General features: G+C 38.8%; 11 protein-coding genes. All 11 read left to right on the top strand.

What is annotated here, in order from left to right:
• The first annotated feature begins 90 nt into the window (after positions 1–90).
• The 11 genes from mfd to folP all read left to right on the top strand — a co-directional run bounded on the left by mfd (position 91) and on the right by folP (position 15,770).
• A complete protein-coding gene (gene mfd, locus PQQ29_RS01520) occupies positions 91–3,630 on the top strand; it encodes a transcription-repair coupling factor (protein ID WP_160464735.1) in 3,540 nt (1,179 codons plus the stop codon).
• Between the two features lie 30 nt (positions 3,631–3,660).
• On the top strand, positions 3,661–5,250 hold the full coding sequence (locus PQQ29_RS01525; protein ID WP_010990296.1) for a putative polysaccharide biosynthesis protein: 1,590 nt from the start codon (positions 3,661–3,663) through the stop codon (positions 5,248–5,250).
• Positions 5,251–5,284: 34 nt separating this feature from the next.
• Entirely contained in the window at positions 5,285–5,551 is a 267-nt protein-coding gene (locus PQQ29_RS01530; protein ID WP_003760031.1) for an RNA-binding S4 domain-containing protein, read from the top strand.
• Between the two features lie 225 nt (positions 5,552–5,776).
• A complete protein-coding gene (locus PQQ29_RS01535) occupies positions 5,777–6,163 on the top strand; it encodes an FtsB family cell division protein (RefSeq protein ID WP_003760032.1) in 387 nt (128 codons plus the stop codon).
• A gap of 150 nt (positions 6,164–6,313) precedes the next feature.
• Positions 6,314–6,742: a S1 domain-containing RNA-binding protein gene (locus PQQ29_RS01540; RefSeq protein ID WP_003718298.1), complete on the top strand. Its 429-nt coding sequence runs from the start codon at positions 6,314–6,316 to the stop codon at positions 6,740–6,742.
• Positions 6,743–6,852: 110 nt separating this feature from the next.
• Positions 6,853–8,799, top strand: a complete 1,947-nt coding sequence (locus PQQ29_RS01545; RefSeq protein WP_010990297.1) for a bifunctional tRNA lysidine(34) synthetase TilS/hypoxanthine phosphoribosyltransferase HprT — start codon at positions 6,853–6,855, stop codon at positions 8,797–8,799.
• Positions 8,800–9,146: 347 nt separating this feature from the next.
• A complete protein-coding gene (gene ftsH, locus PQQ29_RS01550; RefSeq protein ID WP_003772475.1) occupies positions 9,147–11,219 on the top strand; it encodes an ATP-dependent zinc metalloprotease FtsH in 2,073 nt (690 codons plus the stop codon).
• Positions 11,220–11,334: 115 nt separating this feature from the next.
• Positions 11,335–12,114: a type III pantothenate kinase gene (locus tag PQQ29_RS01555; protein WP_003772472.1), complete on the top strand. Its 780-nt coding sequence runs from the start codon at positions 11,335–11,337 to the stop codon at positions 12,112–12,114.
• A 15-nt stretch (positions 12,115–12,129) separates the two neighbouring features.
• Positions 12,130–13,014, top strand: coding sequence for an Hsp33 family molecular chaperone HslO (gene hslO, locus PQQ29_RS01560; RefSeq protein WP_003760045.1), 885 nt, complete (start codon positions 12,130–12,132; stop codon positions 13,012–13,014).
• A gap of 116 nt (positions 13,015–13,130) precedes the next feature.
• The gene (gene cysK, locus PQQ29_RS01565; RefSeq protein ID WP_010990298.1) at positions 13,131–14,057 is read left to right on the top strand and encodes a cysteine synthase A; all 927 of its coding nucleotides are present in this window, start codon (positions 13,131–13,133) and stop codon (positions 14,055–14,057) included.
• 897 nt (positions 14,058–14,954) lie between these two features.
• Positions 14,955–15,770, top strand: coding sequence for a dihydropteroate synthase (folP, locus tag PQQ29_RS01570; protein WP_010990299.1), 816 nt, complete (start codon positions 14,955–14,957; stop codon positions 15,768–15,770).
• The last annotated feature ends 8 nt before the right edge of the window (positions 15,771–15,778 follow it).

Genomic DNA, 15,778 nt, shown 5'->3' on the forward strand with positions numbered 1-15,778 from the left:
TTGCCACGTATTTCGGTCTTTCTTCTAGCGTGTGATTTAATCTTGCATTGCATAGAATGAATTTTCTGACAAAAAAGGAGCTGTTTTCCCTTGAAAGGATTACAACAATTAATATATGAACAAAAAGATATTCGCGCGGTCTTAAACGCGCTTGATGAAAAAGAAAAATCACAACTTGTCACAGGGCTGACAGGTTCTTCGCGCGCGCTTTTTGCGAGTGTGGTGGAAGGCGCATCAAAGCGACCAGTTGTGTTTGTAACGCATAATTTGTACCATGCGCAAAAATTATACGACGATTTACTTTCTTTAATAGATGTGGATAGATTGTTTTTATATCCAGCAGATGAATTAATTTCTTCAGAGTTAAGTATTTCTAGTCCAGAATTGCGTGGTCAACGTGTTGAGGCGCTCGACTTCTTATTATCTGGCAAACCAGGAATTGTAATTGTTCCAGTTGCAGGGCTTAGAAAAATGCTTCCACCTGTCTCGTTATGGAAACATTTTAATATATCTATCGTTGAAGGCGAAGAAATCGATCCAGATGTATTGCGCCAAAAATTAGTCACTATGGGTTACACGATGAGTGGAATGGTGAACACCCCAGGAGAATTCAGTGTCCGCGGGGGCATCATTGATATTTATCCGATTACAGAAGAATTTCCGATTAGAATAGAACTTTTCGATACCGAAGTGGATTCTCTTCGTTTCTTTGATGTGGAGACACAGCGTTCGACAACACGTGTTGAAGAATTCCGTTTGCTTCCCGCGACAGAAATCATCTTAGATCAAAGCTATTATCCTGACATTGTTACCCGTTTAGAAAAGAAAATGACGCTTACGTTAAATGAACTAAAAGAAAACGAAGATAAACAAGCACTCGTTGAAAATTTAGAAGAAGATTTAGAAATGTTGCGTTCTGGCGTAAAACCAGACATGTTCTTTAAATATATTGGTTTAGCTTATCCAGATCCAGCTTCACTTTTCGATTATTTGCCAAAAAACACTGCTATATTACTCGATGAATTTGCGCGGATTTTAGAAACCGAAGAAAGTTTGGAGCGGGAAGAAGCTGAGTGGCAGACCGAAACATTAAGTCGCATGGAAACAGTTCGCGACGTTCAAGTAAGCCATTCATTCAAAAAATTATTAGATGAAAACCATTCGCCCAAAATATACTTAACGCTTTTCCAAAAACAAATGGCAAGTATGCGCGTGTCAAAAACGACCAATATCGTTTATAAACAAATGCAGCAATTTCATGGCCAAATGAATGTTTTAAAAACAGAAATAGAAAGTTGGCATAAAAATAATTATGCCGTAGTTATTTTAGCGCCGAACTTAGAACGTGCCGAAAAAATGCAACAAACTTTAGCGGATTACGATATGGAAAGCACGATTTTGAAAAAAGAATCGGATGTACCAAAATATGGTATGGTTCAATTTGTCATCGGAACGTTCCAAAACGGTTTTGAACTTCCGCTTGCAAAAGTAGCCATTATTAGTGAAACTGAACTTTTTAATAAAAAAATCAAAAAGGTGAAAAAACGTCAAAAACTTTCTAATGCAGAACGAATACAAAGTTATTCTGAATTAAAAGTTGGCGACTATGTGGTTCACGTTAATCATGGTATCGCCCGTTATGTCGGGATGGAAACACTAGATATTAACGGCGTGCACAAAGATTATTTGCTGCTAGTTTACCAAGGTGAGGATAAACTTTTCATTCCAGTAGATCAACTTGATTTAGTTCAAAAATATGTTGGTGCAGAAGGGAAATCCCCAAGGTTAAACAAACTAGGTGGTGCTGAATGGAAGCGTGTGAAGAAGAAAGTACAAGCTTCCGTCCAAGATATTGCCGACGATTTAATCAAATTATATGCCGAACGAGAAGCTGAAAAAGGTTATGCATTTAGTGCGGATGACGAAATGCAGCGCGAATTTGAAGAAGCCTTTCCGTACCAAGAAACTGACGACCAATTGCGCTCGATTTCAGAAATCAAAAAAGACATGGAACGTCCGCGCCCAATGGATCGACTTTTGGTGGGGGATGTTGGTTACGGGAAAACCGAAGTGGCTTTAAGAGCTGCTTTCAAAGCAATTATGGATGGCAAGCAAGTTGCGTTCTTAGTCCCAACGACTATTTTGGCGCAACAACATTATGAAACAATGAAAGAAAGGTTCCAAGGTTTCCCAATCGAAATCGGACTTTTAAGCCGTTTCCGTACGAAAAAACAACAAACAGAGACGTTAAAAGGAATGAAAAATGGCACAGTTGATATTGTGGTCGGAACGCACCGCCTATTATCAAAAGACGTTGAGTATCAAGATTTAGGCTTGCTTGTAGTCGACGAAGAACAACGATTTGGCGTAACTCACAAAGAAAAAATCAAACAAATGCGATCAAAAATAGATGTGCTAACTCTTACTGCAACACCAATTCCGAGAACACTTCACATGTCTATGCTCGGCGTTCGTGACTTATCTGTTATCGAAACGCCTCCAGCGAACCGTTTTCCAGTTCAAACATACGTAGCAGAGCAAAATAACGTTTTAGTTCGCGAGGCAATTGAACGTGAGTTGGCGCGGGATGGACAAGTTTATTATCTTTACAACCGTGTTGAATCAATTACGCAAAAAGCTGATGAAATTTCTGCAATGGTTCCGGATGCACGTGTTGCAACGGCTCATGGTCAAATGGGTGAATCGGAATTAGAATCAGTTATTTTAAGTTTCCTTGAAGGAGAATTCGATGTCCTCGTCACGACAACTATTATTGAAACCGGAGTAGATATTCCGAACGTTAATACGCTTTTCGTGCAAGATGCTGATCGTATGGGACTATCACAACTGTACCAATTGCGCGGACGGGTAGGACGCTGGAACAGAATCGCATATGCTTACTTTATGTATCAAAAAGATAAAATTTTGCGTGAGGAAGCTGAAAAACGCTTATCAGCCATTAAAGAGTTTACCGAGTTAGGCTCTGGATTTAAGATTGCAATGCGCGACTTATCCATTCGTGGGGCTGGAAATATCCTTGGAGCGCAACAACACGGCTTTATTGATTCGGTCGGCTTCGATCTATACTCGCAAATGCTAAAAGAAGCAATTGAAGCGAAAAAACCGAAAGAAGAACAAAAACAAATCGTTCCAGTCGAAATCGACATTCAGGCAGATGCCTATATTCCAGAATATTATATTACTGACGGGCGCCAAAAAATTGAGATGTACAAACGGTTCCGAAATATTGAATCATTACTCGACCTGGAAGACTTGCAAAGCGACATGATTGACCGTTTTGGTGAGTATCCAGAAGAAGTTGAATATTTATTTACGATGACAGAACTCAAAGTACATGCGCTTGAAGTTGGAATTGAATCAGTTAAACAAGAACAAAATAAAATTACGATGCTATTTTCAGAAAGCGGAACAGCTGGAATTCGCGGAGACATCGTCATGCAAATTATTGGCGAATTTGGTCGTATGGTTGGAGTAGGCATGGAAGGAACACAGCTGAAAATCACAATAAATGTCCAAAATAAACCTTTAAAAGAATGGCTATATCAAGTGAAAAGTTTAGCAGAAAAACTTCGTGGAGCTATGAAAGAACAAGTATCTACCGAAAAGTAGTGCATTATTAAGAAGAAAGGAGGTGGCGGGATGTCAGAACGTTCCATGAAGGGACTAATGAAAGGAGCGGCTTGGCTAACCGCTGCCTCGTTTATCTCTAAATTACTTAGTGCAGTTTACCGAGTACCTTTTCAAAATATGGTGGGAGATGTTGGATTTTATATTTTTCAACAAGTATATCCAATATATGGAATTGCGATGACACTTGCGCTTGGAGGCTTCCCGGTTGTTATTTCTAAAATGCTGGCAGAAGCAGAGGGCGATTTAAGAAGACAGCAAATAATTATGCGAGCTGTCTCACGGATGCTTCGAATTGTAAGCATCGTGATTTTTGCTTTCTTATTCATCTTTGCAGGTTTAATTGCAATCATGATGGGCGATCCAGCCCTTTCTGAGTTAATTCGCGTTATTAGTTTTGTGTTTTTACTTATGCCACAACTCGCGTTCATGCGTGGTTTTTTCCAAGGTGAGGGAGACATGATACCAACAGCAATTTCTCAGACCGTTGAACAAATAATTCGAGTAGCGATCATTTTAATTGGTGCAGGACTTGCGCTCAATTTAGAACTTAATCTATATGACGCAGGCTCGATGGCGATGAGCGGTGCATTTTTTGGCGGGGTTGCCGGAATCTTTATTTTGCGCCATTTTTATAATAAAAAAGTCGCGCTTGGAGGAGGATTACAACCTGCTGTATTTGCAAATAAAGAAGAAAAAGTGGGGATTGGCCGGGCTTTTTTACGGCAAAGTGTAGCGATCTGTGTGGTCAGTTCCATGCTGATTTTATTTCAATTAGTGGATTCTTTTCAAGTTTACCGGTTAATGAGCGATTCGGGAATTCCGGAATTTATCGCTAAATCACTCAAAGGTATATACGACCGCGGGCAGCCAATTTTGCAATTAGGACTTGTGTTATCAACGGGGCTCGCTCTTGCGCTTGTTCCAATGATTACTGCGGCAAGGGTTCAAAATCAACAAAAAGAACTCAAACGCTCCATTTTATTAGCGGTTAAAATTACTTTGATTTTGTCGGGAGCAGAAACTGTTGGATTAATCGTTATTATGCGCCCTTTAAATCAAATGCTATTTCAAACGCCAGATGGAACCTTTGTCTTACAATTATTCATGCCCGCCGTTTTCCTAAGTTCATTAATTGTAATGCTGAGTAGTATTTTACAAGGCTTCGGAAAAATCATCGTGCCCGCAGTTGGTGTTGGAATCGGTCTTATTGTAAAATGGATTACAGGCAGCATACTAATACCACGACTTGCAACTATTGGCGCGTCAATCTCAACGTGTATCGGCCTACTGATAGTCCTAATCATCTGTTACGTTTCGTTAAAACAGACCATTCGTGTACCATTTGTAGAGAAAACAATGATTTTAAGATTAGTTGCTGCGTTAGCTTTAATGGCAGTAGTTCCGTGTTTGTTCGAATGGTTCGCACCGTTAAGTACTAGACTCGGAAGTGCATTCCAAGCTATAACAAGTGCTGCTATTGGCGGAAGCGTTTTTCTTGTTTTTGCTCTGAGGTACAAATTGCTCGGCCCGAAAGATTTCGTTTTCCTTCCGTTTGGCTCCAAATTACTCGCACTTAGTAAGTTTGTTGCACGGAAATAATAATATAAAGTAGGTGAATAAAATGGCAACAACTATGCGCTTAGATAAATATTTAAAAGTTTCAAGATTAATTAAAAGACGAACAGTAGCAAAAGAAGTAGCTGAAAAAGGACGCATCGCTGTCAATGGAGTAACAGCTAAACCAGGAACAAATGTAAAATCTGGTGACGAACTTGTGATTCGCTTTGGTCCGAAAATCGTTACAGCAAAAATTGAACGCTTAGAAGAAAATGCAAAGAAAGAACAAGCAACAGAAATGTATACAATTTTAAAAGAAGAACGCACAGACGAAAGCAGATAGAAAAATCGTTTGAAATCGCGCACGTTAGCCGATTTCAAACGATTTTTTATTGCGCATAATAAAGTACAAACAATTTTTTGCAAAAAAGTCAAGAAAAATATCATAAAAAAAGCGGATTCCAATAGACAAATGCCTGATTTATTGATATTATTTTAAGCAAGAAACGTTTTTTTCTCTACCGAATTTCACAGATAAGAGCAAATAAGAACATGGGAGGGACGATGTATGAAAAAAGCCGAATCAAAAGTAGCGAGAATAGAAAACCGCTATATTAAAGATACCGCAACAATGAAAAAAACTCGTAATCGTCGCCGTATTGCCCTGTTCCGTAGACTTGCTTTTATGGCCATTATCTTTGCAGTCGTTGGTGGACTACTAACTATTACGTATACCAAACAAGTTTTAGCCCTCAAAGACAAAAAAGAAAAACAAGTGCAAGTAGATAAGAAAATGGTTGCAATGAAGGATGAAGAAGAAGCGCTAAATGACCAAATCAAAAAACTTCATGATGATGAGTACATAGCCAAATTAGCAAGAAGTGAATATTATTTATCCAAAGATGGAGAAATTATTTTTAATATTCCCGAAGAAAATTCGAAACAAAAAGAGTAAGTCAAAGCCGAGCCGTCATTCTCCATGGTAGAATCAAAGGAAAATAGAGTTGAGTATTTTTGGAGTTTGCGAGTTTGACTGATTGACACTCTTTTTATTATAGCTATAATTAAGCAATAGAGTGATATTTTAAGGAGGACGCATTTTTTTATGTCGATCGAAGTAGGCAACAAGTTACAAGGGAAGGTTACTGGAATTACTAATTTTGGAGCATTTGTGGAGCTAGAAGGTGGCAAAACAGGTTTAGTCCATATTAGTGAGGTAGCAGATAACTATGTTAAAGACATTAATGACATCTTAACTGTAGGGGATGAAGTTACTGTCAAAGTAATGAATATTGGTGATGATGGCAAGATTGGTCTGTCCATTCGTAAAGCAGTAGATCGTCCGGACCGCCCAGAAAAAAGTTATGATCGTAAGCCAAAATACAGCAAAAAACCTGCTGGAAACTATGTGAAACCAGCCGAGAGCTTTGAAGATATAATGTCTAAATTCTTGAAAGATAGTGATGAAAGACTTACTACTATCAAACGCCAAACAGAATCTAAACGTGGCGGCCGAGGAGCAAAACGCGGCTAAAACGCTAAAAACTAATTGTAAAGTATAGAAGGATGCACCGTATTGGATCATAATACGGTGCACTTTTTGATAAAATGTGAGAGCCGAATTTCGAAGGAAGGGTTTCTTGAATGGATGACACCAAAAAACGAATACATAAATATATCGAGAAACATGACTTAATCCGATCCGATGATAAATTGCTTGTGGCAGTTTCTGGTGGGCCGGATTCTTTTGCGTTGCTCCATTTTTTATGGTCAGCTAACTTAGTTCCAAAAGAAGCTATCGCCGTTGCTCATCTAAATCACCATTTACGAGAAAATGCAGAAAAAGAGCAACTCGCCGTTCAGACTTTTTGCGAAGAGCGGGATATTCCATTTTTTATAGAAGAAGTAGATGTAAAAAAACGTGCTGAGAAGCTGCAAAAAGGCATTGAAGAAACAGCCCGTATTGTCAGATATGACTTCTTTGAAAAAGTAATGGCCGAGAACAATATAAATAAACTTGTACTTGCGCATCACGCGGATGATCAAATCGAGACAATTCTCATGAGGTTAGTTCGTGGTAGTTCTAGCATTGGTTGGTCAGGCATACAACCAAAACGTGAAGTGAGAGGCGGTTATGCCATTCGCCCTTTCTTACCAATTACAAAAGCTGAAATCATAGAATACGCAACCAAACATGCTTTACCATATGAAATCGATGAATCAAATACCAGCCAAGAATACACTAGAAATCGTTATCGTACACAGCTATTGCCCTTTCTATCTAAAGAAAATCCCGCCGTTTATGAGCACTTCAAAAGATTTTCCGAAGAAACAAGCGAAGATTTTCAGTTTTTAGAAGAGTTAGCAAGCAATTTATTAAAGAAAAATCTCATTCAAAACGGCAAACAATCAACACTTTTACTCAGTGACTTTAAAAATGAAGCGAATCCTTTACAACGTCGCGCAATTCATTTACTATTGATGTATCTGTACAATGATGATGGCCGTGTTATTACAGTCAATCACATCTACCAGATTATCCAGATGATTCAAAGCGAAAATCCATCAAGCTCTATTGATTTACCAAAAAAACTCACTGTTATAAGATCATACAACGAACTCCATTTTCAATTTGGAGAAAGACATGCTCCTCCTGAGTTTTATCATCAATTAGAACTAAATGACCGCATTGAATTAGACAATAAAGCAAGCATCCGTTTAAAGTTAAAAAGTTCTGTTGTTCAAACAAATGGGCTAAATGGAATGCTACTGGATGCAGAAGACATCACACTTCCATTAATCGTCCGAAACCGTGTGAACGGCGACAGGATGACGATGAAAGGACAAGCAGGTAGTAAAAAACTAAAAGATATTTTCATCGATGCCAAAATACCAAGGCAAGAACGCGACAATTTACCCGTAATTACAGACTATACTGGAAAAATCCTTTGGGTGCCCGGCGTGAAAAAGTCTGCATATGACCGAGAATTTAGTCGTAGCAAAAAGCAATACATTATTAGGTACACTCGAAATATAGGAGGAAACGAGAGCATGCATAATGATATTCAGAAAGTACTGATATCGGAGGACGAATTACAAGAGAAAATTCGTGAACTTGGTCGTGAGTTGACAGCGGAATATGAAGGACGTAACCCATTAGTGGTAGGCGTGTTAAAAGGCGCAACCCCTTTTATGACTGATTTACTTAAAAGAATAGACACATACTTAGAGATGGACTTCATGGATGTTTCCAGTTACGGAAATGGTACAGTATCATCGGGTGAAGTGAAAATTATTAAAGACCTGAATGCTTCAGTAGAAGGTCGCGATGTACTTATAATTGAAGATATAATTGATAGCGGTCGTACACTTAGTTACCTAGTAGACCTAATCAAATATCGCAAAGCAAAATCAGTTAAACTGGTTACTTTGCTTGATAAACCAGCTGGGAGAAATGTGGCAATTGAAGCTGACTATGTAGGGTTTGTTGTACCTAATGAATTTGTAGTTGGATATGGCCTAGACTATGCTGAACGTTACCGTAATCTACCATATATCGGTATTTTAAAACCAGAAATTTATAGCGAGTGAAAATAATTAACAAACAGAACTATTTTTTGTTAAAATGTAATAGATATCTTTTTCGAAAACAAAAAGAAAAAAATTGCTGGCAAACATGCAAAATAGTGGGCAATCTAGATTCGGTATGCTATCATTAGTCTTAGTTTTCGAAGGTGAAAATTGTATCAATAAATATTAAAAAATCTAAATTAATAATAGAATAACTTCGTGAGAGAAAAAGCGAAACGGATATGTTTTTAATAATCAGGGGAAGAAAACATTGTTTCTCAATCTGCTATTAGTAAAAAACAACTTTTAAAGGGGTAAAAGTCCAGAGAAAGTAAGAATCCAAGCTCTTACGTGGGAGGAGGTAAGGAATGAACAGGTTTTTTAGAAATGCGATATTTTATGTCATAATATTCCTTGTTATTATCGGGATTGTTGCTTCATTTAATTCAAATAAAGAGGCAGCCAAAGATATTAGCTATTCAGAATTTGTGAGTAAATTAGAAGATGGTAAAGTTAAATCCGTAGAAATACAGCCAGACCGCAGTGTTTATACAATCGAAGGAGAATTTAAATCAAGCGATAAAAGCTCCGACGACAAAAAAACCGGTCTTGGCCAAAGTAAAACAAGCAGCACTGCTTTCACAACATACGCTTTAAATAGCGATACTTCACTTGGCGATTTGCAAAAAACGCTTGATAAAGAAGACGTGAAAACAACAGTAGTACCTGCCAAACAAAACAGCGGTTGGGTTACATTCCTAACTTCTATTGTACCTTTTGTAATTATCTTCATCCTCTTCTTCTTCCTAATGAGCCAGTCTCAAGGTGGTGGCGGCGGTAAAGTTATGAGCTTTGGTAAAAGTAAAGCCAAACTTTACAACGACGACAAGAAGAAAGTTCGCTTCACAGATGTAGCTGGAGCAGACGAGGAAAAACAAGAGCTTGTTGAAGTAGTAGAATTCCTAAAAGATCCGCGCAAATTTGCGGACCTTGGCGCTCGTATTCCGAAAGGTGTCCTTTTAGTAGGTCCTCCGGGTACTGGTAAAACCTTGCTAGCTCGTGCAGTTGCCGGTGAAGCAGGCGTGCCATTCTTCTCAATCTCAGGTTCAGACTTTGTAGAAATGTTTGTCGGTGTCGGTGCAAGCCGTGTCCGTGATTTATTCGAAAATGCGAAGAAAAATGCACCATGTATCATTTTCATTGATGAAATTGATGCAGTTGGTCGTCAACGTGGAGCAGGAATGGGCGGCGGTCACGATGAACGTGAACAAACCCTAAACCAATTACTAGTTGAAATGGATGGTTTCGGCGGCAATGAAGGTATCATCATTATTGCAGCAACTAACCGTGCAGACGTACTTGACCCAGCACTTCTTCGTCCAGGTCGTTTTGACCGTCAAATTATGGTTGATCGTCCAGACGTAAAAGGCCGTGAAGCAGTACTTCGTGTTCATGCTCGTAACAAACCACTTGCTAAAAGTGTTGATTTAAAAGCAATCGCTCAACGTACACCGGGATTCTCTGGTGCCGATTTAGAAAACTTACTGAATGAAGCTGCACTTGTTGCCGCTCGTTCCGATAAGAAAGAAATAGACATGAGTGACCTCGATGAAGCTAGTGACCGCGTAATTGCTGGACCAGCTAAGAAAAATCGAGTTATCTCTGAAAAAGAACGTCGCACAGTTGCATATCATGAAGGTGGTCACGTTATCGTCGGAATGGTACTTGATGAAGCGGAAGTTGTGCATAAAGTTACCATCGTTCCTCGTGGACAAGCTGGTGGTTATGCCGTAATGTTACCAAAAGAAGATCGCTTCCTAATGACGAAAGCTGAGTTAATGGACCGTATTACTGGTTTACTAGGTGGACGCGTAGCCGAAGAAGTTACTTTTGGTGAAGTAACAACTGGTGCAAGTAATGACTTTGAACGTGCAACTGAACTTGCTCGCCGCATGGTAACTGAATGGGGTATGAGTGATAAGATTGGACCACTTCAATTCACTTCTGGTAATGGTCAAGTATTTATGGGCCGCGATTTTGGTAGCGATAAAGGATATTCCGATAAAATCGCCTACGAAATTGATACAGAAGTTCAAAGCTTAATCCGCTACTGTTATGACCGCGCTAAAACAATCATTACAGAACACCAAGAGCAACATAAACTTATCGCGGAAACATTACTAAAAGTAGAAACATTAGATGCTCGCCAAATTCGTTCCCTATTTGATGACGGTGTAATGCCTCCAGATATCGATACGATTGACGTAGAAGCGGAATATCCTTCCGAAAAAGACGAAGAAGTAGCAGGTAAATCTTTTGAAGAAGAAAAAGAAGACTTGAAAGAAGAAAAAGTCGAAGAAACACAAGATGAACCAAAAGAAGTAACTTCGGAAGATGCTCCAAACATTGAGCAAACTCCAAACGATAAAAAAGACGAATAAGATCAAAGAGGCTGGGCTTTCCCAGTCTCTTTTTTGAAGCTATATTATTCGGATTTTTAAGTAAAACATGTTATGATACGTTAGAAAAATCTTCTAAAGGACGGTATTTAAACTTATGATACTTGTAATAGACGTGGGAAACACTAACTGTACTGTCGGAGTTTATAAAGAACAGAAACTTCTAAGACATTGGCGGATGACAACTGATCGTCATCGTACTTCCGATGAATTAGGAATGACAGTCTTGAACTTTTTTTCGTATGCAAATTTAACGCCTTCTGATATTCAAGGAATTATTATTTCGTCCGTCGTTCCACCAATCATGCACGCAATGGAAACAATGTGTGTACGCTATTTCAATATTCGACCGCTAATCGTTGGTCCAGGAATAAAAACAGGCTTAAATCTAAAAGTCGATAACCCTCGTGAAATTGGTTCTGATCGAATCGTAAATGCTGTCGCTGCTTCAGAAGAGTACGGAACTCCGGTAATTGTAGTCGATTTTGGAACTGCAACCACTTTTTGCTATATTGACGAGGCTGGAGTCTACCAAGGAGGCGCAATTGCTCCCGGTATAATGATTTCAACCGAAGCCCTATACAATCGTGCCGCAAAACTTCCGCGGGTAGACATTGCAGAATCTAGCCAAATTATTGGTAAATCTACCGTGGCATCGATGCAAGCGGGTATTTTTTACGGTTTCATCGGTCAATGCGAAGGAATTATCGCAGAAATGAAAAAGCAATCTAATACAAGTCCGGTTGTAGTAGCGACTGGCGGGCTAGCTCGGATGATAACAGAAAAATCTTCCGCAGTAGACATTTTAGATCCGTTTTTAACATTAAAAGGTTTGGAACTTCTCTATAGAAGAAACAAGCCAACCACAGAAAAATAAAAGGAGTTTTATATAATGAGCGATTATTTAGTTAAAGCGTTAGCCTACGATGGCATGGCGCGTGTATATGCAGCAGTAACAACAGAAACAATCAAGGAAGCACAAAGAAGACATGATACATGGTCAGTTTCCTCTGCCGCACTTGGTAGAACGATGACTGGAACACTTTTCCTTGGAGCAATGCAAAAAGAAGACCAAAAAATAACCGTGAAAATCGAAGGCGACGGCCCAATCGGTCCAATCGTAGCTGATAGTAACGCACAAGGTCAAATTAGAGGTTACGTAACAAATCCACACGTCCACTTCAGCGAACTAAATGAGGCTGGAAAACTAGACGTCCGCCGCGGTGTTGGAACATCCGGCATGCTTTCAGTAGTAAAAGATTTAGGCTTTGGAGAAAATTTCACTGGTCAAACACCAATCGTTTCAGGTGAAATTGGCGAAGACTTTACTTACTATTTAGCGACATCTGAACAAATCAATTCATCAGTAGGTGTTGGAGTTCTTGTTAATCCAGATGATACAATCGAAGCAGCAGGCGGTTTCATGCTGCAACTTCTTCCAGGTGCAACAGACGAAATCATTGATGAAATTGAAAAAAATCTCTCTACATTACCAACAGTTTCAAGAATGATTGAAGCCGGAGAAACACCAGAAACTATTCTAGCTAAACTCGCAGGCGGCGAAGATAAACTACAAATTTTAGAAAAAATCCCTGTTGCATTTGAGTGTAATTGCTCCAAAGAACGTTTTGGTAGTGCGATTATTTCACTTGGAAAAGAAGAAATACGTTCGATGATAGAAGAAGATCACGGTGCCGAAGCAGAATGTCATTTTTGCCGTAACACCTACGATTTCTCAGAAGAAGAATTAGAAAAACTATACGAAGAAGCGAAATGATGAAAAAAGAGCGCCTGACTGGGTGCTCTTTTTTTAAAAGTGATTAAACTTGACAAAATAGGTCGGAATTAATTAAACTATATGAAAGACCTAAAAAAGATAGGAGTGCTTTAAAAATGACAATTGTAAATTCGATCACTGATTTAATTGGAAAGACACCTATTGTGAAACTTAATCGTTTACCAGAAGCAGGTAGCGCCGACGTATATGTGAAATTAGAATTCCAAAATCCGGGTGGTAGCGTAAAAGATCGTATTGCTAATGCGATGATCGAAAGCGCTGAAAAATCAGGTGCATTAAAACCAGGAGATACAATTATCGAACCAACTAGTGGTAACACTGGTATCGGACTAGCAATGGTAGCAGCGGCAAAAGGTTACCAAGCAATCTTCGTAATGCCAGAAACAATGAGTATAGAACGTCGTAAATTACTTCAAGCTTATGGTGCGAAATTAGTGTTAACTCCAGGGCCAGATGGCATGAAAGGCGCAATTGCTAAAGCAGAAGAGCTTGCAAAAGAAAATAATTATTTCGTTCCTCAACAATTCCACAATCCAGCAAACCCAGCTGTCCATGAAGAAACAACTGGACCAGAAATCGTTGAAGCTTTCGGTAAAGACGGCTTAGATGCTTTCATTGCAGGAGTAGGAACAGGCGGAACAGTAACTGGTGTAGGACACGTACTTAAAAAGAACTACCCAGATGTTAAAATCTATGCTCTTGAACCAGAAGAATCCCCAGTACTTAGCGGTGGTTCTCCATCGCCTCATAAAATCCAAGGTATCGGAGCTGGTTTTGTACCAGATACATTAGATACAAAAGTTTATGATGGCATTTTGAAAGTTTCGAGTGAAGATGCGCTTGAAACAGCACGCGAAGTAGCGAAAAAAGAAGGTATCTTAGTAGGTATTTCTTCCGGAGCAACTATTAAAGCCGCTCTAGACCTTGCAAAAGAACTTGGTGCTGGTAAAAAAGTGCTCGCAATCGTTGCAAGTAACGGCGAACGCTACTTAAGTACACCGCTTTATAATTTTGAAGATTAGTAATCCAGAGAGCCTAGATTTTCTAGGTTCTTTTTTTATGATAAGAAATAAATGCATTTCTTACTATTTTCTAATCAAATGCACAGCGGAAATTTTCTTTTTCTAGTTAAAATGTATTTATAAGCTAACAACAACAAAACATTTTCATTCTTTCCCCTTTTAGAATGGAAATCCCAAACTCCCTTTTTAGCCAGTGTGGTTTACTCCCTTTTTCCACACTGGTTTTTTAATGCAAAAAAATGAAAAGAAAAACCGAGAAATCTCATGAAACTTTAACAAAAATCACAGTGTATCCACCAAAAACTTGGTTAATATATAGTCATAAGCTAACAACAACAAAACATTTTCATTCTTCCCCCTTTTAGAATGGAAATCCCAAACTCCCTTTTTTGACCAGTGTGGTTTACTCCCTTTTTCCACACTGGTTTTTTAATGCAAAAAATGAAAAGAAAAACCGAGAAATCTCATGAAACTTTAACAAAAATCACAGTGTATCCACCGAAAACTTGGTTAATATATAGTCATAAGCTAACAACAAGCAAAACAATTCATTCTTTCCCCTTTTTAGAATGAAATTCCTAAACTCCCTTTTTGACCAGTGTGGTTTACTCCCTTTTTCCACACTGGTTTTTTAATGCAAAAAAATGAAAAGAAAAACCGAAAAATCTCATGAAACTTTAACAAAAATCACAGTGTATCCACCAAAAACTTGGTTAATATATAATCATAAGCTAACAACAAGCATAACATTTTCATTCTTCTCCCCCCTATTAGAATGAAAACCCTAAACTCCCTTTTTTTGACCGATGCGGTTTACTCCCTTTTCCGCATCGGTTTTTTTGTGCGCTAAAATCACTGAATTCTGCTATAATAAATCTCGGAAAGAGGTGTTGGTGCTTGAAGAAGTGGAAAAGGGATCACCTAGGTATGGTCATGGGAATATTGAATGTTACGCCAGACTCTTTTTCAGACGGCGGAAAATATATGCAAGTAGAAGAAGCTGTAGCTCGAGCTGTACAAATGGCGAAAGATGGAGCGGAAATTATCGACATTGGTGGAATTTCTACTCGGCCGGGTTTTTCGGAAGTTACACCAGAAGAAGAACTTGCACGAATTATTCCGGTTATTAAAGCTGTTAGAAATGCTCTTCCAGATATATGGATTTCAGTTGATACTTGGCGAGCGGAAGTAGCGGAACAAGCCGTTTTAGCTGGAGCTGACATGATAAATGATCAATGGGGTGCGAAAAAAGAACCGAAAATTGCTGAAGTTGCAGCGAAGTATGGTATACCGATTTGTTTAATGCATAACCGAGAAAATACGCAATATCAAGATTTCTTAGAGGATGTGAAGAAAGATTTATTAGAGAGTGTTGCAATCGCTAAAGCAGCAGCTGTGCCAGATGAACATATCATTTTAGATCCAGGCTTTGGATTCGTTAAAACACCAGCTCAAAATTTAGAAGTATTGCGCCGTATTGATGAAATTGTCGCACTTGGCTATGAAGTCCTGCTTGGAACAAGTCGAAAATCAACTATTGGTTTGGTGCTTGGAACTACTCCTCTAGATAGAATGGAAGGAACTGGCGCAACAACAGTTTACGGATTTGCAAAAGGATGTACAATTACTCGTGTACATGATGTACTTCCGATAGCTCGCATGGTACGGATGACAGATGCGATTACTGGTAAATTAGATATTACAAAATTATAAAGAGGTGC

Source organism: Listeria innocua (assembly GCF_028596125.1).
GTDB lineage: Bacteria > Bacillota > Bacilli > Lactobacillales > Listeriaceae > Listeria > Listeria innocua.